This window comes from Mesorhizobium sp. M0854, assembly GCF_040319815.1.
Classification (GTDB): Bacteria; Pseudomonadota; Alphaproteobacteria; order Rhizobiales; family Rhizobiaceae; genus Mesorhizobium.
Genome location: NZ_JAMYOL010000002.1, coordinates 320870 through 345144, shown reverse-complemented (window position 1 = coordinate 345144; position 24275 = coordinate 320870). Strand labels below are relative to the sequence as shown.

The window sequence follows — 24275 nt, the reverse complement described above, 5'->3', positions numbered from 1 at the left end:
AATGCGGTACCGCAATCTTGTCCCAAACAAGACTTCGCTCATTCTTGCTGATGACGCCGGCGCTGGCCTGGCTCACCGCCTTGATGGTCGTGCCATGCGCGCTGGTGCTGGCGCTCGCCTTCTTTCGGCGCGGCATCTATGGCGGCATCGATTACACTTTCACGCTGGAGAATTTCGGGCTGGTGTTCGACCCGCTCTATGCCGGCATCTTCCTCAATTCGGCGCGCATTGCCGGCACGGCAACCCTGGTCGCGGTGGTGATCGGTTATGCCGCCGCCTATGCGATCGCGGCAGCACCCCGGCAACTGCAGCCGGTGTTTCTGTTCTTTGCCGTCTTGCCCTTCTGGTCCAACTACCTGATCCGTACCTATGCCTGGATCGTGCTGCTCAACCGCGAAGGGCTGATCACACAACTGCTGCGCTGGTTCGGCTACACCGGCGAGCCGCCGTCGATGCTTTATACCGAAGGCGCCGTCATCGCCGGTCTGGTCTACAACTATCTGCCCTTCGTCATCCTGGCCTGCTACGCGCCGCTGTCGCGGCTCAATCCGGAGCTCGCAGAGGCCTCGCGCGATCTCGGCGCGTCGGCCGTGACCACATTTCGCCGGGTCATCCTGCCAGTGACCGTGCCGGGTATCGCCGCCGGTGCTGTTTTCGTCTTCGTGCTGTCGATCGGCAATTTCGTGACCCCTGCTCTGCTCGGCGGTGGGCGCTTCCAGATGATCGGCAATGTCGTCTACGAGCAGTTCCTGACCGCCAATGACTGGCCCTTCGGTGCGGCACTGGCAATGGTGCTGATCGCCATCATGCTGCTGGTGCTGACGGCGCAGGCCTTGGCTGCTGATCGCGCCTCGGGCCGTGCCGCCGAAGCGAGAGGAGGCGCCGATGGGTGAGCGCTCCCTCGCCACGAGGCGCGCGCTCTGGCTCGTGCTTTCACTGGTCCTGGCCTTCCTCTACATCCCGATCGCCGTGCTGGTGGCGCTGTCGTTCAACCAAGGCGGGCTGCCGACCGTCTGGTCGGGCTTTTCGCTGAAATGGTATGTCTCGCTAATCGGAAACGCCGCAATCCTTTCTGCCGCGCTCAACACATTGATCGTGGCGCTTGTCTCGACCGCCATCGCCACGCTGCTCGGCACGCTGCTGGCGATCGGCGTCGAAATACGCCGGCAATACGGCAAAGGTCTCGAGGCGCTGATCTTTGCGCCGATGATCATTCCCGACATCGTGCTGGCGATCGCGCTGCTCAGCTTCTTCTCGATGCTTGATCTCACCTTGGGCCTGCACACCATCATCCTCGCCCATGTCGTCTTCAATCTCGCCTTCGTCTGCTCCGTGGTGCGCGCGCGGCTGAAAAGCTTCGACTGGTCGATCGTCGAGGCCTCTGCCGATCTCGGTGCTTCCGCGCTCACGACATTTCGGCGGGTGATGTTGCCGGTGATCCTGCCTGCCGTCGTCGCCGGCGCGCTGCTCGCCTTCACCCTTTCGGTCGACGAATTCATCATCGCCTTCTTCACCGCCGGCGCCGGCCGCGCCTCGACCACGCTGCCGATGCAGATCTATTCGATGATTCGCTTCGGCATCACGCCGGAGATCAATGCCTTGGCGACTATCGTCATGGCGGTCTCAATCACCGCGCTGACCCTGTCGCAGCGGCTCAACCGTGGGGTGATCGGCCAATGAACGAGCCCCGCACGCTGCTGGCGATCGACAACGTGTCGAAGAAGTTCGGCCGGGTGACGGCGGTCGACGGCGTTTCGCTGGATATCCGCGAGAACGAGTTCTTCGCTTTGCTTGGACCTTCGGGCTGCGGCAAGACAACGCTGCTGCGCATGCTGGCCGGCTTTGAGACGCCCAATCACGGGCGCATCCTGCTCGACGGCCGCGACATCGCCAGGACCCCGCCCAATAAGCGGCCAGTCAATCTGATGTTCCAGTCCTATGCGCTGTTTCCGCATATGAGCGTCAGGGCCAATGTTTCCTACGGCCTCGAAATGGAACGCTTGCCTGCAAAGGAAATCCGCTCCCGTGTCGACGCCATTTTGGCGACGACCGAACTCGTTGCCTTCGCCGACCGCAAGCCGGAGCAATTGTCCGGCGGCCAGAAGCAGCGCGTCGCGCTTGCCCGAGCGCTGGCCAAGCGACCACGGCTGCTTCTGCTCGACGAGCCTCTCGGTGCGCTCGACAAGAAATTGCGCGGGGCCATGCAACTCGAGCTGAAGCGGCTGCAGCACGAGGTCGGCATCACCTTCGTCATCGTCACCCATGATCAGGAGGAATCGCTCGTCATGGCCGACCGTATGGCAGTGCTCAGGGACGGCAAGCTGCTGCAATGCGATACACCCCATGCGGTCTACGAGCATCCGGGGGACCGTTTCGTCGCCGACTTCATCGGCGTCATGAATTTCGTACCGGGCAAAGCCGCCGGCGATGGCGTGCTGGCAAGCAACGGCATGCGGATCGCCGGCGATGTTCCCGCAACAATTTCGCCCGGCGCTGCGGCGGTAGCTTCAGTGCGGCCCGAACGCATCCGGCTGTTCCCGTCGGCAGAAACGGCCAACCGTATCTTCGGCGCGGTCGAGGCGCTGGCCTATCAGGGACTCGATCTGCAGCTGCACGTCCGCACCGCCCTGTCGCCAAAGCCGTTCCTGGTGCGCGTCACCGCCGACGCCGCCGACCGCCGCCCGGTCTCGTCGGGCGATACAGTCGAGCTCGGCTGGGATGCGGCTGACGTCAGAATTTTCGCGGATTGATCGAAGGAGAACCTCTCATGGCGCAGAAGACGATCGCGTTCTTTCCGGAGGCCGCCTATGGCCCCGCGCTCAATTCCGTCGGCATAGCCCAGGCGATCGAGGCGCGCGGCCACAGAGCGGTGTTCCTGTCGGACCCCGGTTTCGTCGACGTCTACAAGGGCTACGGCTTCGAGGCTCATCCGGTGAACCTGTCCGAGCCGATGCCGCCGGAACAGATGGCCAAGTTCTGGGAAGACTTCATCAATGGCCACATCCCGAACTTCCGCAAATCGCCCTACGACCAGGTCGACAATTACGTGAAGGATTGCTGGACGGCGATCGTCGATAGCGCCAAATGGGCTGAGAAGGATCTGCCTGGCGTGCTTGCGACGATCAAGCCTGACGTCATCTGCGTCGACAACGTCATCCTGTTCCCGGCGATCAAGCAGTATGGCAAGCCCTGGGTGCGCGTCATCTCCTGCTCGGAAAACGAGATCGAGGACGAGGACATCCCGCCACATCTGTCCGGCTGCGGCGAGAACGACCACGCCTGCCATCGGCGTTACCGCGACCGTTTCAACGCCGTCATCAAGCCGATCCATGACGACTTCAATGCGTTTTTGAAAGCGAACAACGAAGCGCCGTATCCGATCGGCCAGTTTTTCGAGGCCTCGCCGTACCTCAATCTGCTGCTCTATCCCGAGGCGGCGAAGTTCAAGCGCCGCTATCCGCTTGACCCGGCAAAATTCCAATATCTGGAAGGCTGCGTGCGGCAGGAGAAGCCCTACACCGTGCCGGTTTTTGCGAAGAATAATGACGGGCCGCTGCTCTATGTTTCCTTCGGCAGCCTTGGCGCCGGCGATGTCGATCTGCTGAAGCGCATCGTCGCAATGTTGGGCAAGACGGGCTACCGGGCGCTGGTCAATGTCGGCGGCTATAAGGAGCAGTACGCGCAAGTGCCCGAAAACGTCATCGTCGAGAGCTGGTTCCCGCAGCCATCGGTCATCCCGCAGGTCGATGCGGTGATCCATCATGGCGGCAACAACTCGTTCACCGAGTGCCTGTATTTCGGCAAGCCGGCGATCATCATGCCCTACGTCTGGGACGGGCACGACAATGCCACGCGGGTCGAGGAAACCGGCCACGGCTTCGGCATGCCGCGCTACGACTGGAGCGACGCCGAGCTCATCGCCAGGATCGAAACCTGCCTGACCGACCCGGCAATCAAGGCCAAGCTGGCCAAGACGTCGGCACAGATGCAGTCGCAGAACGGCCCGGAGAAAGCGGCTGCTTTGCTGGAGAAATTGCTGTGATCTCTGCCCCACACCTCCACCAAGCGTCGACCCGCACCGACCTCGTCGACTGGGGCACCCAGCCCGACGCGCTGGAAGGCGCTTCGCACTCCACGGGCAGGCTGGTGCACAAAGGGCCGAACAACCAGCCGGAATCCGGCATCTGGGTCTGCACGCCCGGTCGCTGGCGGCTGGCGATTCCGCGCGACGAATTGTGCCATTTCGTTGCCGGCCGTGCGACCTACAGATCGGTCGACGGCGAGGTGATCGAGGTATCCGCCGCCACGGTTGTCATGTTCCCGGCCGGTTGGACCGGCGAATGCACCGTCCACGAGACCATCCGCAACGTTTACATGCTGGCCTAAAGCCGGCCACTGGAGCTCCCGGCATGCCGACACCGATCATGAAATCGCCGCTCGCCCTCACCGACCTGGTCGACTGGGGCGTCATCCCCACCCTGATCGACGGCGAATCCCGCAGTTCCGGCAAGCTGCTGCACAAGGGGCCGGAGGGCCGCTCCGAATGCGGACTGTGGGTCTGCACGCCGGGCAAATGGCACTGCCACGTCACCCGCGATGAGTTCTGCCATTTCCTCGAGGGACGCTGCACCTATGTCCACGAATCCGGCGAGGTGATCGAGATCGAACCGGACACCGCAGCGTTCTTTCCGCAGGACTGGAAAGGCGTCTGCACCGTCCACGAGACCATCAAGAAAGTCTACATGATCCGCTGAACCTTCACGATAATTCTACCCTACCGGACACCTGACGCCGTTTTCTCCGCTTCCGATGCTCATGGACTTTAATCTCCGCTCCGCTTCGGTTCTCGAAAACCACGCCGCCTGTCTCGGCAGGGTGAATTCTCAAAAAGGTTCCGTGCACACGGGAGGACAGAATGGACTTTTCACCTGACCGGCCGACCTTCTTCGTCAATCCGGATTATCGGCCAATGACCGGTGCGGCAAAACCGGTGATCGATCCGGCGACGCTCGAAACCGTCGGCGCGATCACCGCAGCCAGCGACGGCGAGATCGACGCCGTGCTCACCGCAGCGACCAAGGCGCAAACGGCCTGGAAAAAGCTCGACGCCAAGAGCCGTGCCCGGCATCTGCACGCCGTCGCCAACGCCATCGAGGCGGCCGACTTCACGCACTGCGCCGAGCTGATGGTGCGCGAGATGGGCAAACCCTATCCGGAGGCGATCGGCGAGATCGCCAATTGCGCGCCGATCTTCCGCTATTACGCCGAAATGGCGCGTGACGACGCCGGCAAGATCGCCGGCACGACGCAGGCCGGTTCGTTCCAGTATGCCCGCTACGAGCCCTACGGCACGTCGGTGCACATCATGCCTTACAATTTTCCGATCCTGTTGATGTGCTGGACCGTCGCCGCCTCGCTTGCCGCCGGCAATGCCTGCGTGATCAAGCCCGCCGAAGCGACAACATTGTCGACGCTGGATTACATGACCGTGTTCCGCTCCCTGCCGAAGGGCCTGGTTTCCTGCATGCCAGGCGGAGCAGCAACGGCGCAGGCGCTGATCGCCTCGGACCGCACGCATGCGGTTGCTTTCACCGGTTCGGTCGCCGCCGGCAAGGCTGTCGCCGTCGCATGTGCAGAGCGCATGAAGCCTTGCGTTATCGAGGCCGGCGGCAGCGATCCCCTGATCATCAGCCAACACGCCCCACTGGACGTGGCGGCTGCCGGCAGCGTCACGGCTGCCTTCCATCTCACTGGCCAGGTCTGCACTTCGGCCGAACGGTTCTTCGTGGTTGATGCCGTTCACGACCGCTTCGTCGATCTGTTTGCCGAGAAAACGCGCGCGCTGCGTATCGGCAACGGCCTCGACAAAACCGAGATCGGACCGCTGGTCAGCGAGGCCGCGCGTGCGAAGGTCATCCGGCTGGTCGACGATGCAATCCGCAGCGGTGCCAAAGCGATCACCGGCGGACGCATTCCGCCGGCACATAATGTAGGCTGGTTCTACGAGCCGACCATCCTGACCGGCATCACCGCCGATATGGCAATCGTGCGCGAAGAGTGTTTCGGGCCGGTCGCCGCAATCTGCCGGGTCAAGGATTTCAACCAGGCGATAGAGCTTGCCAACGACAGCCCCTTCGGTCTCGGCGCCTCGGTCTTCACCACCGATCTAGCCGAAGCGCATGAGGCCGCGGAGCGGCTCGAGGCCGGCATGGTCTGGGTCAACAATCCGCTGATAGACAATGACGCGTTGCCGTTCGGGGGCTGGAAGGCTTCGGGCCTCGGCCGCGAGCTCGGCCGCCAGGGTCTGGATGCATTCCGCCGCTCGAAGATGGTCATCATCGACCACAGACCGGAGATTCAGGGCTGGTGGTATCCCTATCCTGACAGCTGGTTCCGCGAGGCAGGCGGGCGCAAGCATGTTTGACACGACTATCTTCGGGCGTGCTGCTAGCTAATTGTTTAGGATATCCGCCTCCGCCGAATGTAGCCGAAGGCTGGTGAGATCGGAATCAGAAAGGCCACCTGCGCTCAACGGCCATTCGCCCGGCGGACCCGCCAGATGACATTACCGACGTCGTCGGCGACGAGCAGTGCGCCAGTCTGATCGATAGCGACGCCGACCGGCCTGCCCATCGCCTCGTCATTACGCCCGATGAAGCCAGTGAGCACATCTTCCGGAGGACCGCTCGGTTTGCCACCATGGAACGGCACGAAGATGACCTTGTAGCCGCTATGCACGCTTCTATTCCACGAGCCGTGCTGGCCGACGAAGGCGCCGTTGCCGTAGGCCGGACCGAGCCGCGCGCCTTTGGAGAAGGTCAGTCCCAGCGAGGCGGTATGAGAGCCCAGGGCGTAATCGGGCTTGATCGCTGCCGCCACGAGATCGGGGCGCTGCGGCTTGGCACGTTCGTCGACGTTCTGTCCGTAGTAGCTGTAGGGCCAACCGTAGAAAGCGCCGTCACGAACCGAGGTCATATAATCCGGCACAAGGTCGTCGCCGATCTCGTCACGCTCGTTCACGGCGACCCAAAGCTGGCCAGTCTCAGGATTCCAGGAGAGCCCGTTCGGGTTGCGCAGGCCCGAGGCGAAGACCCGAGTGCGGCGGGTAGACCGATCCACTTCAAGGACAGCGGCGCGGTTCTTCTCCGCGGCTATGCCGTTTTCTCCAACGTTGCTGTTGGAACCAACGGTGACATAGAGCTTGCGTCCATCCGGAGTTGCGATCACGTCCTTGGTCCAATGATGGTTGAGGTCCCCGGCCGGCAAGTCGATGATCTTTTCCGGCGACGTGCTGACTCGGGTCTGGCCATTGGAGTAGGGGAAAGCGACGAGCGCGTCGGTATTCGCGACAAAGAGTTTGCCTTTGGACAGCGTCATGCCGAAGGGCGAATTGAGGCCTTCCGCGAACGTCGTGCGCACATCCGCAATGCCGTCGCCATCGGTGTCGCGCAGGAGCGTGATGCGGTTGGCGCTTTTGGTCGCGGCGCCAGCCCGCTTCATAGCCAGGTCCATGAAGACCTTTCTAAGACTGAAGCCTTCATCATGCTTGGCAGGGGCATTGGTTTCAGCAACCAGCACGTCGCCGTTCGGAAGCACATGTAGCCAGCGCGGATGGTCGAGGCCTGTAGCGAAGGCGTTCACCGTCAGCCCCTTCGCCGGGGTCGGCATACCTTCTTTCTGCCAGCCTTTCGCCTCGGCGATGTTAACAGTCGGGATCAGCGTCGGTCTTGGTTTCGGTAAAGTGGGGTTGGGGCCATAGCCGGTTATTGCCCTGGTTTTTTGCGCCGGAATGCCAGCGCAGCTTGCCATGACGGTGCCCAACACCGCTACGAGTACGCTTCCTCGGAAGCCGGCATGCATCGGACGTCCTCCGCATGGATCTGTGTCGCGCTCTTTGTGTAAACGGAAGTCAGTGGCTTATTCTTCCAATTGCTTCGAAACAGCGGCGCTCGTGATCCTAGGAACCAGGAATTCGCGACAGATCTGCTCTCGGTAGAAATATGGCGCGAGAAGATTGTGGCAACCGCGCGAATATCTGTCGCGCGATATGAATCTCACATTCGTGTCGCGCGAAATCGATACGGCTTGCGCTTTTCGGTATCGAGTTGCTCATGGGCCAACATGCGTTCGAATGGAAGGAGACCGTGAACGGCGGGACCCACAATGACCCACCGATTGCGCCAGCTGGTGAAACAGCTGTTGTTGCTGCTTAGCAAGACGCTGCCAATCTGCTAAAGCCTGCGGTGGGAGGAGACGGATATCCAATCGCTGCCGATAGCACATCCAAGTGTAGCGAAGGCGACACCCGGCGCATCACTTCCGCTCGCCTATTCCCTCGCGACGCTCTGCTGGCTCCTGTCGGCCGGCGTCTATATCGCCGCCAAGTGGGTTGCCCCCGAGATGCCGCCTTGGGCGCTCTGCTTCTGGCGGCTGACGCTCGCGTGCGCGATCCTGCTGCCGATCGTCCATCGTCATCACGGGGCAATGCTCGTGCTGATCCAATCCCGGGTGATCGAGGTGCTGGTCATCGGCACTATCGGGCTAACCTTGTGTCAGGGCATGATCTACACAGGCCTCAACTACACCAACGCGACAACCGCCGGCATCATCATGGCGCTGTCGCCGATCATGACCATGGTGCTTGCCCGCTTCGTGCTCGGCGAGCCCCTCGGTGTCTGGAAAGCGCTTGGAGCGCTGGTCGCTCTGGCCGGGATGGTGGTGATCGTGGCGCGCGGCGACCTTGCCGCGCTGATGCAGCTGCAGTTCAATTCCGGCGAGTTGTGGATCGTCGGCAGCGCGTTTTGTTGGGGCCTCTACACCGTGCTGCTGCGTCGCGCCAAATTCGCTATCGAGCTTCTGCCGATGGTGGTCCTGCTGCTGGGAGCCGGCGCGCTGGCCGCACTGCCCTTCTATCTCTGGGAACTGTTTTCCGGGGATCGTTCGGCGCTGCATGCGAACGGCCTTCTGGCTCTCGCCTATGTTGCCGGCCCCGGCGGCGCTCTGATGTACTATCTCTACAACCGTAGCGTCGAGACGCTTGGTGCGGGGCGCGCCAGCATGCTGCTCTATCTCCAGACCGCCTTCGTCGCCGTTCTCGCTTATCTGGTCCTTGGCGAAAGCTTGCACGACTACGATCTCGCCGGCGCCGCCTTCATCATCGCCGGCCTGCTGCTCGCCACCGCGATCAAGCCGAGACAGCGCACGGTGCGTGTCGCGTAGGCAAACATCAGTTCCGCTGCTTCGGCGAGCAGCTCGCAAAATCAGAGCGCCACCCGAAGCAAGCCGGGTCACTGAAGTCGGCTGTTGTGACGCAGCACGAGGCCGACCGCGCCGAGCAATGCGTCGTTCTCCGTGTGCTTGCCAACGATTATCCGCGTGCGCAGCGCAGGCGCCACATCGCGGGACTTGATGAGCGTGTGGCGTTCATATGATGCGATCAGTGGCGCCAGGAGAATGTCGCCCGCCAAGGCCATGCGGCCGCCGATGATGATGAGCGGCGGATTGAGAACCGAACCGATCAGGCCAAGGCCACGGCCGGCGAACTCGGCGGTGTCCTCGATCATCCGCAGCGCCCTCACGTCGCCCTGCTCGGCCATCATGATCACGTCGTCCATCGTGACCGGCCGCCGCACGATGCGCGAAATCTGCTCGAGCGGTCGGGCAAAGCTGGCATAGAGCTCCAGGCATCCTCGATTGCCGCACCGGCAAAGGTCGCCGCCGGGATCGATGCTGATGTGCCCGAATTCGCCGGCGCCGCCGGCGATGCCGCTCACCAGCCGACCGTGCTGGACAATGGCCCCGCCGACGCCCAGATCGACCTTGAACAGCACGAAGTCGTCCTGGCCGACGGCCGCACCCCACATCAGCTCCGCAATGGCCGAGCAGTTGCTCTCATTGTCGGCGAAGATCGGCTGTTCGAGGACCGGCCCGAACACATCGCGGATGTTGACCCCGGCCCAGGTCGGAACGATACTCGCGCGCAGCACCACTCCTTCGCGGCTGACTGGGCCCGAGACGGAGACCCCAACCCCCAGGAGCCCCGCCATCGGCAGACCGTTCTCTTCATAGCATCGGGCAATTACTGACTTGGCGAGCTGGGCCGCTTGTTGCGGCTGGTAGTCCAGACCCATGGGGATGGTTTGTTCGGCAACGAAAGAATGCGAGACGTCAGCGACGACACACCGCATCTCGTCGAGGCCCAGATGGATGCCGACGCAGGTGCCCGCAGCGGGATTGAGCATCAATGTCGTGGCAGGCCTGCCAATACCCCTCGCCGCGTCATGATGGGCCGGGGATTCGATTACCATCCCCGACTTTCTCAAGCCATTGAGCGCGGTTGAAACCGTCGACCGCGCCAAACCGGTAATGCGGGTAATTTGCGACGCAGACAGCACGCCGCGCTCGCGCAGACATCGGACGATCAGGCTCTCCGGCGACGCGGACGGCCTGTCGATTAGCCAATTTCTAAGCGAAGGTTTGTTCATGATGGGCACAAAGCACGTTGACTGATAGCCCAGATATGTCATCTTGGAAAGAACGGAGATTACTGCATCTCGCCGGCCACGACCTCAAATCGCGGGCCACAAGCGGTCGATACGAACCGTGCATCATATAGGGGAGTGAAACGATGAAATACCTGAGGACGGCCTTTGCGGCCGCTACCGCCTTCACCTTGATTACCGGAACAGCCCTCGCGGAGCCGAAGACCAACCTCTTGCATCAATGGGCCACCGGATCGGACGCCCAGGCTATCGCCAAGCTCGGCGAGATGTTTACCGCCAAGGGTGGCACCTGGCAGCAGACCTCCATCGCGGGCCATACGGCCAATACCCTGGCCAAACTGCGTGCCGATGTGATCGCCGGCAACGCCCCTCCCGCTGTGCAGCTAAAGGGCCCCGAGATCGCCGAATGGAACGAGACGGGCATGACAGCCAATCTCGACGACCTGGCGAAAGCGGAAAATTGGGAGAAGGTCGTCGCTCCCGAATTGCTGCCGGTGATGAAGCCGACCGGGAATTGGGTGGCCGCGCCGATGAACATCCACCGCATCAACTGGCTGTGGGCATCGCCGAAGGTCATGAAGGACGCGGGCGTCACCGAGATGCCGAAGACATGGGCGGAATTCAATGCCGCCTGCGACAAGATCGTGGCCAGCGGCAAGATCTGCATTTCGCACTCGACCGCCGACTGGACCGACTCGACCGTCTTCGAAGTGGTCGTGTACGGTCAGGACCTCGATCTCTACAAGAAAGCCTTCGTCGAGGGCGACGTCGACGCCATGCGCAGCGACGGCATGGTCAAGGCCTTCGAGCAGTTCCGCACCATGACCTCGAAGTACATGGACCCCGGCATGAACGGGCGTGACTGGGATACCATGTCGCATCTGGTCGGCCGCGGCGAGGCCGCCTTTCACATCATGGGCGACTGGACGATCGGCCTGCTGACGGCCGGCGGCTTCAAGGAGGGCACCGACTATGTCTGCGCCCAGGCGCCGACCGATTGGGGCAAGCCGGGCTTCATCCTGAATTCAGATTCGGTCGTGTTCTTCAAGCAGAAGGACCCGGACTATATCGAGGGACAGAAGCTGCTTGCCAGCATCATCCTGTCGCCCGAATTCCAGACCATTTTCAATCAGACCAAAGGGTCCATTCCGGCGCGCCTCGATGTCGATCTTTCGAACGGCTTCAATCCCTGCCAGCAACTCTCGCAAAAGGATTTGCAAGCCTCGATCGCCGCCGGCACGCTCGTGCGTTCGATGGCGCACAACATGACGGTTCCGCAAAAGGTCCGCGGCGCAATAATGGATAGCATCACGGAGTTTGTAGCAACGCCGGATATGAGTGCGCAGGACGCGGCCAATGCGATGGCGGATGCGGCCGAAGCGCAGAAGTGACGCTGCCGATGATGGCCGGGGGCGAAGCTCCCGGCCAGACCTCGCCGGAGCAGCCCGATGTCCACCCATGATCTGATTGTACCAGCCGCAGCTGCCGCGGCCCGTCCGTGGCGCGAGCGCCTGGGCACGATGGTGCCCATTCTGGTGCTGGCGCCGTCGATAGCGGCGAGTTTCATCTATGTTTTCGTCTTCACGCTCTGGACGCTCTACATCTCGCTGTCCAATTCGTCGCTGTTGCCGACCTATGGGTTCGTCGGCCTGGACAATTACGCTTCGCTCTGGGCAAACCGGCGCTGGAACATCGCCTATACCAATCTCTTCCTGTTCAGCGGCTTCTATATCGTTGGCTCGATGGCCGTTGGCCTGCTGCTCGCGATCGCGATCGACCAGCGCGTCCGCGGCGAGGCGGTTTGGCGCACCATCTTCCTCTATCCGTTGGCGGTGTCCTTCATCGTCACCGGTACGGTGTGGAGTTGGCTCTATAATCCTGTCGATGGTATCCAGGCCTTCGTTCGCGGGCTTGGCTGGACCGACTTCAGCTTCGCCCTGACGGCCAACCGCAACACTGCGATCTATGCGGTGATCATAACCGGTATCTGGCAGTCGTCCGGCTTCGCAATGGCACTTTTCCTGGCCGGTCTGCGGTCGGTCGATCCGGATCTCGTCAAGGCCGCGCAAATCGACGGCGCGTCGGTTTTCCGGACCTATCGGAGGGTCATCCTGCCAACCATCGCCCCGATATTCCTGGCGGTGGCGGTCATTCAGATACAATTCGCCATCAAGACCTTCGACCTGGTGGCGGCGTTGACGCGGGGCGGGCCAGGTGTGTCCACCACCTTCCCAGCCATCTATGTCTACGACCTGATGTTCCAGCGCGGCCAAATCGGTGAGGGTGCCGCCGCGGCGATGATGATGCTCGCGGCGGTCGCGGTGGTGCTGGTGCCGTACTCCTTGTGGATCGTCTGGCGCCGGCGGGCGGAGGGCCGCAATGGCTGAAATTGGCCCTAATGCCCGTTTTGATCCGGAAGAAGCCGCTGCCACGCGCCGGCATTTCTGGAGCCGCTTCCTTGTCTATGCCGTGCTGACGCTTTTCGCGGTCGTCTATCTCGTGCCGCTGCTGGTGGTGATCTTCAACTCATTGCGCGAGCAGTCGGAGATTGCCCGCAACGGCCTCATCTCCGTACCGCGCAGCTTCCGGTTCGATGCGTGGGCGCAGGCCTGGGGATCCTACTGCGTCAGCGGTACCTGCGAGGGAATGAAGCGCAATTTCTTCAACTCCCTGGCGATGACGATCCCCGCCACCATCATCTCGACCATTCTCGGCGCCATGAACGGCTACATCCTCTCCAAATGGCGCTTCAGGGGCTCCGAACTGATCTTCAATCTGATGCTGCTCGGCGTATTCATGCCCGGCCAGATTTCGTTGATGCCGTGGGCGTTCCTGCTCGGCAAGCTCGGCCTGACCAATTCCACATACGGGCTGGTGTTGATCCACGTCGTCCAGGGCATCTCGTTCACCACCCTGTTCTGCCGCAATTTCTACGTCAGCATACCGGACGACCTGATCAAGGCGGCACGCATCGACGGCGCCGGGTTCTGGCGGATCTTCCGCAAGATCATCCTGCCCCTGTCGCCGCCCATCCTGATCGTCACCGTCATCTGGCAGTTCACCGGCATCTGGAACGAGTATCTGTTCGGCGTCGTCTTCACATCGGGCCAGCAGCAGCCGATCACAGCGGCACTGGTCGCGCTCACGGCCGGCGGCACGACCGCGCGTGCTTACGATGTGATGAGCGCAGCCGTGCTGATCGGCGCGTTGCCTCCGCTGCTGATCTATCTGTTTGGTGGAAAATACTTCGTGCGCGGCCTCACCCAGGGCGCCATAAAATGAGGCGTCGCCCATGTCCGCGTTGATGATCCGCAACCTTCACAAGAGCTACGGCTCGCTCGAGATTCTTGCCGGCATCGATCTCGAGGCTAAGACCGGAGAATTCGTCGCCCTTGTCGGCCCGTCGGGTTGCGGCAAGTCAACCTTGCTCGCCATGATCGCCGGACTGGAAACCGTCACGTCGGGCGAGATATGGATCGGCGACCGGCTGGTGAACTCGGTGCAACCCAAGGACCGCGATATTGCGATGGTGTTCCAGTCATACGCTCTCTATCCCACCATGACGGTGCGCCAGAACATCACCTTCGGCATGGAGAGCCGCGGCGTGCCAAAAGCGGCGCAGGCGGAAGCTGTCAAGCGGGTTACCGCACTCCTGCAGATCGAACAGCTGCTTAAACGCAAGCCCGGCCAGCTCTCGGGAGGCCAGCGGCAGCGCGTTGCGATGGGGCGTGCCCTCGTGCGCGACCCGAAGCTGTTTCTGTTCGACGAGCCCTTGTCCAACCTCGACGCCAAGCTGCGCGTCGACATGCGTACCGAAATCAAGAAGCTTCACCATCGCGTCGGCAAGACCACGGTGTATGTCACCCATGATCAGGTCGAGGCGATGACGCTTGCATCCCGCATTGCGGTGATGAACCAGGGCTCGGTACAGCAGTTCGACACGCCGAAACGGATCTACGACCGGCCGACCAACATGTTCGTTGCCGGTTTCATGGGATCGCCGGCGATGAATTTCATTCCCGCCCGGCTTACGGGCTCGACCAGCATCTCGGTACGCGCCGCTGACGGCAGCGACGTCAGCCTTGCCCTTGCCGCGCCGATGCCCGCCGGCGCGCCAAAGGACGTCGTGCTCGGTATCCGGCCGGAACACATCTACCGTTTCACGACCGATCTGAAGTCGCGCAAACCTGCTGTAGCGTCCATGCAGGCGCCGGTCGAATTGGTCGAGCCTACCGGGGCCGAGACGCTTGCCGTGCTCAGGCTGGGTGACCTGGAGATCACCGGCCGTTTCGAGCCGGATGACGCTCCCGTCATGGGCGAGACGATAACGCTCGGCATCGACATGTCGCGCGCCTGTCTGTTCGATCCAACAACCAAGGCGCTTCTGTAGTTTGATGTCCGTACAATTCGCGACTTATCCAAGCTTGACCGATCGGGTCGTGCTGATCTCCGGCGGCGCCTCCGGTATTGGCGCCGATATGGTCCGCGCCTTCGTGGCGAACGGCGCCCGGATAGCCTTTCTCGATGTGCAGGACGAACCAGCGGAGGCGTTGGTGCGCGAGCTCGCTGGTGCCGCCGGGCAGGCTCCGTTATATCTCCATTGCGATGTGACCGACGTCGATGCGCTAAAGGCGTCGGTAGCACGCGTACGCGCGCGGCTTGGTCCGATCGCCGTCCTGGTGAATAACGCAGCCAATGATCAGCGCCATCCCCTCGACGCGATAACGGCCGACTATTGGGACCGCAGCTTCGATGTCAATCTGAGGCATCACTTCTTCGCCGCGCAGGCAGTGCATCCGCATATGAAGGAACTCGGCTTCGGCTCGATCATAAACTTCTCCTCCATTGCCTGGCGGTTCGGAGCGGACCAGATGGTGGCCTATGCCACCGCCAAGGGGGCCGTGGTGGCGCTGACGCGTGCGTTGGCGCGGTCGTTCGGACCGGATAACATCCGCGTCAATGCGATCGAACCCGGCGCCGTCATGACCGAGCGGCAGCGCGAGCTGTGGTTCAAGACGCAGGAGGCAGTCGACCAGACGGTGCGGCGGCAATTGATCCGCCGCGTCCTGCTGGGCGAGGAGATTGCACGCACCGTGCTCTTCCTGGCGGCCGACGACAGCCGCATGATCACCAAACAGTCCATAACCGTCGATGCCGGTCTGCGCTAGTGACGCCTCTCCGCTCTCCATTGGAATCGCCAAGCTGATGCTTCGTCTCGGCCTCAACCCCTACGGACTGACCTACTATCTCGGCCTGCAGGGCCGCGGCACGCCGCGGCACAATCCGGACGGCGTGGGGCTGGAAGGCTTCATCACGCTGGGGCAGGAACTGGGCGCACGCACGCTCGAGATCTACGAACCCTGGTTGACCGACTTGACTGACGCCGAAATCGTCGCGCTGCGCAGGCGTCTTGCCGCGCTGGACATCGTCCCGGTGGTGAGCGGCGGACTGGTGGTGGCAGGTCCGCTGGACACCGCCTTCCGGGCTGCGCGCCTGCTCGAGGCGACGACGATCCGTATCGCACTGACGCCTGTCCTGTGCGGCGACCGCAATGCGTGGGGTCCGAAATGGAGCGAGTTCAACGCAACGATTCGCGCTGCCTTGACGGAATGGGGGCCGCGTGCGGCGGCCGAGGGACGCGTGCTCGGCATCGAGAACCATCAGGACTTCGGCAGCGACGAACTGGTTGCGTTCTGCGAACTTGGCGGACCGGGTGTCGGCATCACCTACGACACCGGCAACACCTTTCCTGTCGGCGAGGCGCCGCTTGCCTTCACGCGCCGGATCGCGCCCCATGTCCGCCACGTTCACCTCAAGGACTATCGCGTCCAGTTCACGGATGAGGGCTACCGTCTGGTCCGCTGCGCGATCGGCGACGGCGCCGTGCCTTTCGCCGAACTGGCAGCCATCCTTGGCGAGCACCACGACACGCTGACGGCGGTGCTTGAGCCCGGCGCGCTGGAGGCCCGTCACGTTCGCTGTCTCACCGACGACTGGTGGAACGGATATGCGCCGAAGACCGCCCGCGAATTCGCGGCCTGCCTGAGTGCTGCGCGCCTGAACCGCCTTGCGGACGACGCCGACTACCGCACGCCATGGGAGCGCGATGATGACGGTGCGCTCGTTTCGTACGAGCTCGACATGATCCGGCGCAGCGCCGCCAACATGATGAAATTCGATTTCATTGCAATGGAGAAATCAGCATGACTGCCCGAGAACTCAGCGGCCTGACCGCCTTCGTCACCGGCTCGGGACGCGGCCTCGGCCGCGTGATGGCCGACCGCTTGGCCGAACTTGGCGCAAACGTCGCGGTCCACGACCTCGATTGGGCCCGGCCATCTCAATATGGCGAATTCGCGGACCTCGGCGACTCTGCCAGGGGCTTGGAGAAGCATGGGACGCGTATCACCGCGGTCACCGGCAACATCGGCGACAAGCAAGCTGTCGCGGAAATGAAGAGGAAGATCGAGGCGGAGCTCGGCGACGTGCACGTCTTGGTAAACTGCGCCGGCGGCGACATCGGCGCCAAGGGCGTAAAGCCCAATCCCAACAACGCACTGGACATCGACTACGAAGACATCAAGGTTCTAACCGAGAACAACCTCATCGGCACGATGCTGGTCTGCCAGGCGTTCGTTCCGCCGATGGTCAAGCGTGGCTCAGGCTCGGTGATCAACATCGCCTCGGCGGCAGCGCATATCGGATGCTCGCCCGAGGTGGTCTACTCGACGCTCAAGGCGGCTGTCGTCCATTATACGCGCTGCCTCGCCAAGGAACTGATCGACGATGGCGTACGCGTCAATGCGGTGAGCCCCGGCGCCACCAAGACGGCACGGTTCCAGGCGAGCCGCGTGGTCGATCCGCAGCGCATGGATTCGAGCAAGAAATCGCTGAACCGGTATGCGGAGCCTGAAGAGATCGCCGACGCGGTTGCCTTCCTCGCCGGTCCGCGCGCGCGCTTCATCAACGGGCAGGTAATCCGCGTCGATGGCGGTTTCACGATCTTTCCAGGTTAGGCCGCGATCGTCCATACCGGGTACCGGAAGCAACTTCGCCATCGCGCGCTGTAGATAGCTCCGCCCGAGTTCGGCCAGAACTATGCACTGCATTACAGTCGGAGCTTGACAAAAACTGCGGTACAGCGGGTATATTAATCGAATAATATGACGCCATCCATGGTGAGGAAGGCGGTTGGCAAACCAAGGAGGAGACCAAGATGAGCCGCTACAAGTCAGTCGGATTCCTGCACGGCATGGTTTTGGGCGTGGCCCTGACGACCGCGACTGCGGCCCATGCCGAGACCTTGACGCTCTATTGGAACGCCGGCCACGCCTATCAAGCTTATGCCGATGCAATAGCAAAGTTCGAGGCCGATCATCCCGGATGGTCGGTGCAGTGGGAGAAATTCCAGTGGCCGGATATGCGCACCAAGCTGGTGGCGGATTTTGCTGCGAAGAGCCCGCCCGATCTCGTCGCCGAACCCGGCGGCTGGGTGCAGGAATTCGGCCAGCGGAATCTGCTGCGGCCGCTGAACGACTTCATCCAACAAGACGGCAAGACGATCGGCTATCCCGACGACTGGCAAGCCTATTCCGTCGAGCGTAACAAGCTCGGCGACCAGTACTATGGCGTCCAGATCCACCTCACCTGCGCCACCCTCGTCTACAACGTCGATATGCTGAAGCAGGCGGGCTTCGACGCGCCGCCTGCGACCTGGGAGGAGTTCCTGAAGGTTGCCAAGGCGACGACGACCGGCGCCCGCTTCGGCTTCGCTCCCAACCCGAGCATCGGATATTACTCGTCGTGGCTGCTGCAGAACGGCGTGACCTACTACGATCCCAAGACAAACAAGGTCAATCTCGACAGTCCAGAGGCGATCGAAGCGATCCAGTTCCTCGCCGACCTGATCCACAAGGAAAAAGCAGCGACCAAGCCGGCGGCGGGTGCTGACTATGAGGGTCCGCAAAAGCTGTTCACGGCCAACCGGGTCGCCATGATCATAACCGGTCCGTGGGACGTGAAGCCGATCCGCTCGGGCAACCCGAAGCTCAACTGGGCGGTTGCGCCATCACTCAAGCACAAGGTGCAGGCGACGTTCGCGGGCGGCGTCAGCGTGATGATCCCTAAGGACGCCAAGCACCCGAAGGAGGCCTGGGAGTTGTTGAAGCGGCTCGTCGCGCTCGACACGGAACTGGCGGCTACCAAGGAAGCGGGCATGACGATGCCGCGCAAATCCTGGGCCAAAAACGCCGAGGTTCAGGCCGATCCGGTCATCGGCAGCTTCAGCAAATGCCTGCCTTACGCGCAAGACGTCACCGCCGAGCTGCGCCTCACCGGCAAGCACGCGCGAATCGAGAAGCTCCTGCAAAGCGCGCTCGAGGATATCATCTACAATCAGAAGCCAGCAGCCGAGATCATGCCGAAATTCGCGGCCGAGGCCAACGTCATCTTGGCCAACAACTAGGCCGATGTTTATCAGCGGCAGCACCGATACGGCCGATACGGACATTCGCGTCGGCGCGATGCCGACCCGGCGAGCTGCCCGCTTCAGCCGGCGCACCCGGCAAACGCTTCTCGCTTACCTGCTGCTGTCGCCAGCAATCCTCTATTTTTCGGTCTATTTCTTCTATCCGATTGGACTGGAGTTTTGGGCGAGCCTGTACAGCGGCCAGCCGCTGATCGGCGAGAGCCGATTCGCCGGACTGGACAACTACGTTGCTGCCCTCGGCGACGCGCGCGTTCGGCAGTCGCTCTTCGTGACGCTGGCCTTCGCGATAGGCGTCACCGCGGCCAGTATCGCCATTGGCCTCGGACTGGCGGTCGTGCTCAACCGGCCGATCCCGGGGCGCACTCTGATCCGCGCAATCATCTTCTTTCCCTACATCACCTCCTTCGTGATCGTCGCGTTGATGTGGCAGGCAATTCTCGATCCCTACACTGGCATCTTGAACAGCTTCCTTGCCGAGCTTGGGCTGCCGACCCAGAATTGGCTCGGCGACACCTCCACCGCGCTGCCGACCCTCATCGCCATCACGGTCTGGAAGGATGTCGGCTATGCCATGCTGATCTACCTCTCCGCGTTGCAGTCGATCCCGTCCGACTTCTATGATGCCGCATCCATCGACGGCGCCACGCCGACGCAGCAATTCCGCTATCTGACCTGGCCGTTGTTGACGCCGACCACGCTGTTCATCGCGGTCGTCAGCACGATCAGCCAACTGCAGGAGCTGGCGCCGGCCTACCTGATAACCAAGGGCGGACCGGCCGACGCGACGCGGTTCTTCAGCCTGCACGTGTTCGAGGCAGCCTTCTTCGAGCTCAACATCGGCTACGCCTCGGCGCTGTCTTTCCTGATGTTCCTGCTGATCCTGGCCATCACCTTCGTTCAGTTCCGCCTGCTCAACCGCGAAACCACCTATTGAGGTTGGCATGACATTGGCAAAAACGCTCCCGTCCTACCTACTGCTGCTCTTCTGCGTGGCGCTGTCGATCTTTCCGTTCCTCTACATGCTTTCGCTGTCGCTGCAGAGCGATGCCGACGTCTTCAGCGGCATTCCGATTCTGATCCCCGAGACGTGGCAATTCACGAATTACATCGACATCTGGCAGAAGGCGCCGTTCGCGCGTTTCACGCTCAACAGCTTCATCATCGCCGGCGGGATTACCTTCCTCCATCTGATCTTCGATCCGTTGATCGGCTACGTCTTCGCGAAGATGGAATTCGCCGGTAAGCGCGTCATGTTTGTCGCGGTGCTGTCTACGCTGATGATCCCATTCTTCATCCGCATGATCCCGCTCTATGTGCTCACCGCGCGGATGGGATGGCTCAACACCTATCAGGGCCTTATCCTTCCATTCGCCATGAGCGCCTATGGAATCTTCCTGATGCGGCAGTTCATCCGTCCGATTCCCGACGAGTTGCTTGACGCTGCACGGATGGACGGCTGCTCGGAACTCGGCCTTTACTGGCGCATCGTGCTGCCGCAGGTCCGTCCGGCACTGGCGACGCTGGCCCTCCTCACCTTCGTGTTCCAGTGGAACGAATTCCTCTGGCCGCTGGTCGCCGTCAACACCACCGAAATGCGGCCGATCACGACGGGACTGACGCTTTTCAACCAGGAATTCTTCACCCAGTGGAACCTGACGGCGACGGGCGGGATCATTCTCTTCATCCCGAGCCTGCTGCTGTTCCTCTTCACGCAGCGCTACTTCGTCCGCAGCGTGATGCTGGCAGGCATGAAATGACCATTCGGAGCCATTGCACCCTATGACGTCCCGCCGACCGAACGTAATCGTCTTCTTCACCGACCAGCAGCGTTGGGACACCGTTGGCGTCCATGGCAATCCGCTCGAGCTTACGCCAAATTTCGACCGCCTCGCCGGGACCGGCACGTTCGTGGCGAATTCGTTTACCTGCCAGCCCGTTTGCGGACCCGCCCGCTCCGTATTCCAGACGGGGCGGTACCCGACCATCACCGGCTGCTACCGCAACGACATCCCACTGCCGAAGAGCGAGCGCACGCTCGCGCATCATTTCACCGCGGCAGGTTATGACACCGCCTACATCGGCAAGTGGCACCTGGGGTCCGCCGAGCCGGTCACCCAGGAACAACGCGGCGGCTATCGCTACTGGCTGGCCTCCAACATCCTGGAGTTCACTTCCGGCCCCTTCGACACCGTCGTCCACGACAATGACGGCAAGGCGGTGAAGCTGCCGGGATACCGCGTCGATGCCCTAACCGACGCTGCAATCCGCTATGTCGCATCGAGGGAAGACGAGCCGTTCTTTCTATTCCTGTCCTTCCTCGAGCCGCATCACCAGAACCAGACGGACAACTACCCTGCCCCGCTCGGATACGAGGACAGGATCCGCAAGAAGCTCGCCATTCCCGGCGATCTCGCCGCACTTGGCGGCACGACAGCGGAACATTTCCCCGGCTATCTGGGCATGGTCGCACGCCTCGACGAGGCGTTTGGACGGCTGATCGAGGCGCTCTACAGCCTTGGCCGGCTTGACGACACGATCATCCTCTTCACCTCCGACCACGGATGTCACTTCAAGACTCGCAACAACGAATACAAGCGTTCCTGTCATGAGGCGTCGATCCGCGTGCCGACGCTATTCCACGGCCCCGGCTTCCAGCGCATCGGCACATATGAAGGCCTGGTCAGCCTCGTCGATCTCGCGCCGACCCTGCTCGCCGCGGCCGGCCTGAAAGTGCCCAATTCGATGCAGGGCGTCTCGCTGCTCGACGCACTGCAGGGCGAACGGCCGCCGCGCGACGAGATATTCATTCAAATCAGCGAGCACCATGTCGGCCGCGCCTTGCGCACCAGACGGTGGAAATATGAGGTCGAGGCACCGGGAAAAGACGGCTGGCGGGATTCCGGCAGCGATTTCTATGTCGAGGCGAGGCTCTACGACCTCGATGCCGATCCAAACGAACTAACCAATCTCATAGCTTCGCCCGATAACGCAGAGACGCGTGCATGGCTGCGAGGCCGCATCGTTGCCCTGATGGAGGAGGCCGGCGAGGCAAGGCCCGAGATCCTTGCCGCCGGGCATGGAAGCTGGAATGAAATCCGGCTGAGCGACAGCTGATCATGTCACGTCGCGCAGCGGATCCAACAATGCACGAGAGAAGTCCCGATCGCAGAAAGGCGCCGACCATGGCCGATGTCGCCCGGCGCGCCAATGTATCGACCGCTGCCGTGTCCTACCTGCTCAGCGGCGACAGCACGCGCCTGAAGTTCGTCGGCAAGGATGCGCGGCAGCGCATCCTCGAGGCCGTCGCTGAGCTCAACTATGTGCAAAACCGCACCGCGCGGCAGCTGCGCCGCCAGCAGGCCGAGCGAATCTGCCTTGTACTGCCTCGTCTCGGCGTGCCGTTCAGCGACCGGATCGCGCAGGATATCCAATCTGGAGCGGCGCTGAGGGGATTTTCGACAATTATCACCGCGGGAGACACGTTCGAACGAACCGACCGGATCGTGAGGGAAATCGAGAGCGGGCTGGCAGACGGCATTATCGCCGACTGGCAGCATCTCTCCGAGCCCGAGGTGATGCTCTTGGCCGCGCGCTTGGCGGCCGCGGGCCGGCCAGCGGTGATCTTCCATCCGACCATCGAGCCGGCAGGCTTCTCGGTTGTGCGCCAGCATACCGGCAGGGCCGTCTTCGAGGCACTCGACTACCTCTACCGAGCCGGCCATCGCTGCATCGCCTATATGGTGCATGAGCAAGCGGTGGACGGGAGCCGTCTCGCCGCCTATCGCAGCTTCCTGCAAGCACGCGGCCTTCCGCTGCGAGACGACCTGGTGATCGGCGGTGCAGAGGCGCGCAAGGCTGCGTTTGCCAATGCTACGGCGCTGGCCGCCCGCGCGGATCGGCCGACCGCGCTTTTCGTCGAATCCGATCTTGCCGCCGTGACCGCCCTGCACGCATTCGAGGAGGCCGGCCTCTCCGTGCCCGGCGACATTGCAGTCATCGGCTGCGGCAATATCGACGAGGGCGAATTCAGTCATCCGGCATTGACGACAATCGGCCCCGAAACTGCCCACTACGACCATCTTGCCGATCATCTGATCTCATTGATCTCGGCAACACCGGGCGCAATACCTACCCTTTTCAGCGTTTCGTGGCAGTTGGTCCGTCGCGCGTCCGCATGAGCAGGATCGCCGCTATTTGACGCCCACGCTTTCAGGCCAGAGGACCTGGATTTCCTTTGGCAGCGCATCCCGCACCTTTGCCGACTGGCCAAGGTCGATATGCCGTGCAAGCACACGCAGCACAGAGCGTGCCGCATCCTCGGGATCGACAGGACGGGTCGATTTCAATTCATCGGCGATGTGTTGCAGGAATTTCTCGAGCGAGCGTGTCTTGTCGGGCATGTCGGCGGGCCGATAGCGATCATAGTAGGCGCCGCGCACGAGCAGCGGCAGTTCCGCTCCCAATTTGGCCGCCAGTCCGATCTGCAGCCTGTCGCGAAGGGTTCGCAGAACGGCGCCCAATGTATGCCAGGCGACGTGTCGATCCGGACCAAGATCCGCCATGATCTCGTCAAGCCAGATGTTTGTTATTTGCAGCGTTTTGTCGAAAACGTCCAAGCCGGTTGCGCTCATCGTCGCCTCCTCGAAAGGTTCTGCGGGCGAAACGGCGACCGGAGATTATTGTTTCGTGGTCCTGTGAAAATCGTCCTGGCAAAGCGGCGGAAACCGGTTCGGTCGGAGAGCCTGTCGGCGTCAGGTCTGCTCGACACTCTGCATCTGCTGGATTTCGGCGATCTGTCGGAAGCGGCCGTTTTCCACCCCGTTGAGTGCAGTCACAGCGGCCAGATTGTCACCCTTTTCATCCCACCGAACGGGCTCGCGATAAGCGATTCCCTTGAAACGGATATTGTGCACCGCCGCCAGAACGTCGCGCCGGCTCGGATGTCCCCTTGGATACAGTGCTGGCGTCTTTGATCGCGGCAAGGAGAAGGCAGGCCGAATCGTAGGCATTCACGGCATAATTGCGCTTCGACTTCGCCGTCCGACGATCTCGCCAGCTTCGGCGAGCGTCGCTTCCAAGCAATCCCTTCGCGCGTCAACGACGCCCGTTCAACCTTCCCACAGTTGTATTCGGCGCCTGCGTTCCGATCATAAAAGTCGGCCTTGCTGATCCGAAAGGTGGTTGTCCTCCGCCTAACTGAGCTTGTGCTCATCGGTTCCGAACGCCGTCTCAGCAATGAGACCAGTCCTCACGTTGCCCGAGCCCGGGTATCTCTTGACTGACTG

Annotated in this window: 24 protein-coding genes; 20 read left to right on the top strand and 4 right to left on the bottom strand. The window is 62.1% G+C overall.

Features of this window, described 5'->3' with window-relative positions; translation table 11 throughout:
• Positions 1–50: 50 nt before the first annotated feature.
• The 7 genes from NKH99_RS04545 (at position 51) to NKH99_RS04515 (ending at position 6424) form a co-directional block, all read left to right on the top strand.
• Entirely contained in the window at positions 51–893 is an 843-nt protein-coding gene (locus NKH99_RS04545; protein WP_352926971.1) for an ABC transporter permease, read from the top strand.
• A complete protein-coding gene (locus tag NKH99_RS04540; protein ID WP_352539290.1) occupies positions 886–1680 on the top strand; it encodes an ABC transporter permease in 795 nt (264 codons plus the stop codon). The genes NKH99_RS04545 and NKH99_RS04540 overlap by 8 nt, the downstream gene beginning before the upstream one ends.
• The gene (locus tag NKH99_RS04535) at positions 1677–2750 is read left to right on the top strand and encodes an ABC transporter ATP-binding protein (protein WP_353012859.1); all 1074 of its coding nucleotides are present in this window, start codon (positions 1677–1679) and stop codon (positions 2748–2750) included. The genes NKH99_RS04540 and NKH99_RS04535 overlap by 4 nt, the downstream gene beginning before the upstream one ends.
• Positions 2751–2767: 17 nt before the next feature.
• Entirely contained in the window at positions 2768–4042 is a 1275-nt protein-coding gene (locus NKH99_RS04530; protein ID WP_353012856.1) for a glycosyltransferase, read from the top strand.
• On the top strand, positions 4039–4386 hold the full coding sequence (locus NKH99_RS04525; RefSeq protein ID WP_352767552.1) for a cupin domain-containing protein: 348 nt from the start codon (positions 4039–4041) through the stop codon (positions 4384–4386). Before NKH99_RS04530 ends, NKH99_RS04525 begins: the two co-directional genes overlap by 4 nt.
• A 23-nt stretch (positions 4387–4409) precedes the next feature.
• On the top strand, positions 4410–4754 hold the full coding sequence (locus NKH99_RS04520) for a cupin domain-containing protein (RefSeq protein WP_352767554.1): 345 nt from the start codon (positions 4410–4412) through the stop codon (positions 4752–4754).
• Positions 4755–4915: 161 nt separating this feature from the next.
• Complete coding sequence (locus tag NKH99_RS04515) at positions 4916–6424, top strand: aldehyde dehydrogenase family protein (RefSeq protein ID WP_352767556.1); 1509 nt, start codon at positions 4916–4918, stop codon at positions 6422–6424.
• 104 nt (positions 6425–6528) lie between these two features.
• On the opposite strand, the gene NKH99_RS04510 is transcribed toward NKH99_RS04515, so the two are convergent.
• Entirely contained in the window at positions 6529–7860 is a 1332-nt protein-coding gene (locus NKH99_RS04510; protein WP_353012853.1) for a PQQ-dependent sugar dehydrogenase, read from the bottom strand.
• Between the two features lie 399 nt (positions 7861–8259).
• Here NKH99_RS04510 and NKH99_RS04505 point away from each other — a divergent pair, with 399 nt between their 5' ends.
• Positions 8260–9219, top strand: coding sequence for a DMT family transporter (locus NKH99_RS04505; protein WP_352539483.1), 960 nt, complete (start codon positions 8260–8262; stop codon positions 9217–9219).
• Between the two features lie 68 nt (positions 9220–9287).
• On the opposite strand, the gene NKH99_RS04500 is transcribed toward NKH99_RS04505, so the two are convergent.
• The gene (locus NKH99_RS04500) at positions 9288–10526 is read right to left on the bottom strand and encodes an ROK family transcriptional regulator (protein WP_353012850.1); all 1239 of its coding nucleotides are present in this window, start codon (positions 10524–10526) and stop codon (positions 9288–9290) included.
• Between the two features lie 101 nt (positions 10527–10627).
• Here NKH99_RS04500 and NKH99_RS04495 point away from each other — a divergent pair, with 101 nt between their 5' ends.
• The 12 genes from NKH99_RS04495 (at position 10628) to NKH99_RS04440 (ending at position 23168) form a co-directional block, all read left to right on the top strand.
• The gene (locus NKH99_RS04495; RefSeq protein ID WP_023675509.1) at positions 10628–11893 is read left to right on the top strand and encodes an ABC transporter substrate-binding protein; all 1266 of its coding nucleotides are present in this window, start codon (positions 10628–10630) and stop codon (positions 11891–11893) included.
• Positions 11894–11950: 57 nt separating this feature from the next.
• On the top strand, positions 11951–12889 hold the full coding sequence (locus NKH99_RS04490) for a carbohydrate ABC transporter permease (protein ID WP_352466746.1): 939 nt from the start codon (positions 11951–11953) through the stop codon (positions 12887–12889).
• On the top strand, positions 12882–13784 hold the full coding sequence (locus tag NKH99_RS04485) for a carbohydrate ABC transporter permease (RefSeq protein WP_352539299.1): 903 nt from the start codon (positions 12882–12884) through the stop codon (positions 13782–13784). Before NKH99_RS04490 ends, NKH99_RS04485 begins: the two co-directional genes overlap by 8 nt.
• 10 nt (positions 13785–13794) lie before the next feature.
• Entirely contained in the window at positions 13795–14892 is a 1098-nt protein-coding gene (locus NKH99_RS04480) for an ABC transporter ATP-binding protein (protein WP_352918172.1), read from the top strand.
• 4 nt (positions 14893–14896) lie between these two features.
• Entirely contained in the window at positions 14897–15670 is a 774-nt protein-coding gene (locus NKH99_RS04475; protein ID WP_502899997.1) for an SDR family NAD(P)-dependent oxidoreductase, read from the top strand.
• Between the two features lie 37 nt (positions 15671–15707).
• On the top strand, positions 15708–16709 hold the full coding sequence (locus NKH99_RS04470; protein ID WP_353012844.1) for a sugar phosphate isomerase/epimerase family protein: 1002 nt from the start codon (positions 15708–15710) through the stop codon (positions 16707–16709).
• Positions 16706–17518, top strand: a complete 813-nt coding sequence (locus NKH99_RS04465) for an SDR family NAD(P)-dependent oxidoreductase (protein ID WP_353012841.1) — start codon at positions 16706–16708, stop codon at positions 17516–17518. Before NKH99_RS04470 ends, NKH99_RS04465 begins: the two co-directional genes overlap by 4 nt.
• A gap of 200 nt (positions 17519–17718) precedes the next feature.
• Positions 17719–18966, top strand: a complete 1248-nt coding sequence (locus NKH99_RS04460) for an ABC transporter substrate-binding protein (protein ID WP_353012838.1) — start codon at positions 17719–17721, stop codon at positions 18964–18966.
• A gap of 4 nt (positions 18967–18970) precedes the next feature.
• Positions 18971–19924, top strand: coding sequence for a carbohydrate ABC transporter permease (locus tag NKH99_RS04455; RefSeq protein WP_023675501.1), 954 nt, complete (start codon positions 18971–18973; stop codon positions 19922–19924).
• 7 nt (positions 19925–19931) lie between these two features.
• A complete protein-coding gene (locus NKH99_RS04450; protein WP_352539303.1) occupies positions 19932–20747 on the top strand; it encodes a carbohydrate ABC transporter permease in 816 nt (271 codons plus the stop codon).
• Between the two features lie 22 nt (positions 20748–20769).
• On the top strand, positions 20770–22104 hold the full coding sequence (locus tag NKH99_RS04445) for a sulfatase family protein (protein WP_353012835.1): 1335 nt from the start codon (positions 20770–20772) through the stop codon (positions 22102–22104).
• A gap of 68 nt (positions 22105–22172) precedes the next feature.
• Entirely contained in the window at positions 22173–23168 is a 996-nt protein-coding gene (locus NKH99_RS04440) for a LacI family DNA-binding transcriptional regulator (protein ID WP_353012832.1), read from the top strand.
• A gap of 12 nt (positions 23169–23180) precedes the next feature.
• Here NKH99_RS04440 and NKH99_RS04435 read toward each other — a convergent pair whose 3' ends face one another.
• Both NKH99_RS04435 and NKH99_RS04430 read right to left on the bottom strand, forming a co-directional pair.
• Positions 23181–23621 (bottom strand): DUF2267 domain-containing protein, encoded by a 441-nt coding sequence (locus NKH99_RS04435; RefSeq protein WP_352448133.1) that lies wholly within the window; start codon positions 23619–23621, stop codon positions 23181–23183.
• A 120-nt stretch (positions 23622–23741) separates the two neighbouring features.
• Positions 23742–23972, bottom strand: a complete 231-nt coding sequence (locus NKH99_RS04430; RefSeq protein WP_353012829.1) for a hypothetical protein — start codon at positions 23970–23972, stop codon at positions 23742–23744.
• Between the last annotated feature and the right edge of the window lie 303 nt (positions 23973–24275).

What these genes read in the sequence shown, in the direction of transcription:
- NKH99_RS04545 (WP_352926971.1), top strand. Translation starts at nt 51, where the DNA reads ATGACGCCGGCGCTGGCCTGGCTCACCGCCTTGATGGTCGTGCCATGC.
- NKH99_RS04540 (WP_352539290.1), top strand. Translation starts at nt 886, where the DNA reads ATGGGTGAGCGCTCCCTCGCCACGAGGCGCGCGCTCTGGCTCGTGCTT.
- NKH99_RS04535 (WP_353012859.1), top strand. Translation starts at nt 1,677, where the DNA reads ATGAACGAGCCCCGCACGCTGCTGGCGATCGACAACGTGTCGAAGAAG.
- NKH99_RS04530 (WP_353012856.1), top strand. Translation starts at nt 2,768, where the DNA reads ATGGCGCAGAAGACGATCGCGTTCTTTCCGGAGGCCGCCTATGGCCCC.
- NKH99_RS04520 (WP_352767554.1), top strand. Translation starts at nt 4,410, where the DNA reads ATGCCGACACCGATCATGAAATCGCCGCTCGCCCTCACCGACCTGGTC.
- NKH99_RS04515 (WP_352767556.1), top strand. Translation starts at nt 4,916, where the DNA reads ATGGACTTTTCACCTGACCGGCCGACCTTCTTCGTCAATCCGGATTAT.
- NKH99_RS04510 (WP_353012853.1), bottom strand. Translation starts at nt 7,860, where the DNA reads ATGCATGCCGGCTTCCGAGGAAGCGTACTCGTAGCGGTGTTGGGCACC.
- NKH99_RS04500 (WP_353012850.1), bottom strand. Translation starts at nt 10,526, where the DNA reads ATGACATATCTGGGCTATCAGTCAACGTGCTTTGTGCCCATCATGAAC.
- NKH99_RS04495 (WP_023675509.1), top strand. Translation starts at nt 10,628, where the DNA reads ATGAAATACCTGAGGACGGCCTTTGCGGCCGCTACCGCCTTCACCTTG.
- NKH99_RS04490 (WP_352466746.1), top strand. Translation starts at nt 11,951, where the DNA reads ATGTCCACCCATGATCTGATTGTACCAGCCGCAGCTGCCGCGGCCCGT.
- NKH99_RS04485 (WP_352539299.1), top strand. Translation starts at nt 12,882, where the DNA reads ATGGCTGAAATTGGCCCTAATGCCCGTTTTGATCCGGAAGAAGCCGCT.
- NKH99_RS04480 (WP_352918172.1), top strand. Translation starts at nt 13,795, where the DNA reads ATGTCCGCGTTGATGATCCGCAACCTTCACAAGAGCTACGGCTCGCTC.
- NKH99_RS04475 (WP_502899997.1), top strand. Translation starts at nt 14,897, where the DNA reads ATGTCCGTACAATTCGCGACTTATCCAAGCTTGACCGATCGGGTCGTG.
- NKH99_RS04470 (WP_353012844.1), top strand. Translation starts at nt 15,708, where the DNA reads ATGCTTCGTCTCGGCCTCAACCCCTACGGACTGACCTACTATCTCGGC.
- NKH99_RS04465 (WP_353012841.1), top strand. Translation starts at nt 16,706, where the DNA reads ATGACTGCCCGAGAACTCAGCGGCCTGACCGCCTTCGTCACCGGCTCG.
- NKH99_RS04460 (WP_353012838.1), top strand. Translation starts at nt 17,719, where the DNA reads ATGAGCCGCTACAAGTCAGTCGGATTCCTGCACGGCATGGTTTTGGGC.
- NKH99_RS04455 (WP_023675501.1), top strand. Translation starts at nt 18,971, where the DNA reads ATGTTTATCAGCGGCAGCACCGATACGGCCGATACGGACATTCGCGTC.
- NKH99_RS04450 (WP_352539303.1), top strand. Translation starts at nt 19,932, where the DNA reads ATGACATTGGCAAAAACGCTCCCGTCCTACCTACTGCTGCTCTTCTGC.
- NKH99_RS04445 (WP_353012835.1), top strand. Translation starts at nt 20,770, where the DNA reads ATGACGTCCCGCCGACCGAACGTAATCGTCTTCTTCACCGACCAGCAG.
- NKH99_RS04440 (WP_353012832.1), top strand. Translation starts at nt 22,173, where the DNA reads ATGGCCGATGTCGCCCGGCGCGCCAATGTATCGACCGCTGCCGTGTCC.
- NKH99_RS04435 (WP_352448133.1), bottom strand. Translation starts at nt 23,621, where the DNA reads ATGAGCGCAACCGGCTTGGACGTTTTCGACAAAACGCTGCAAATAACA.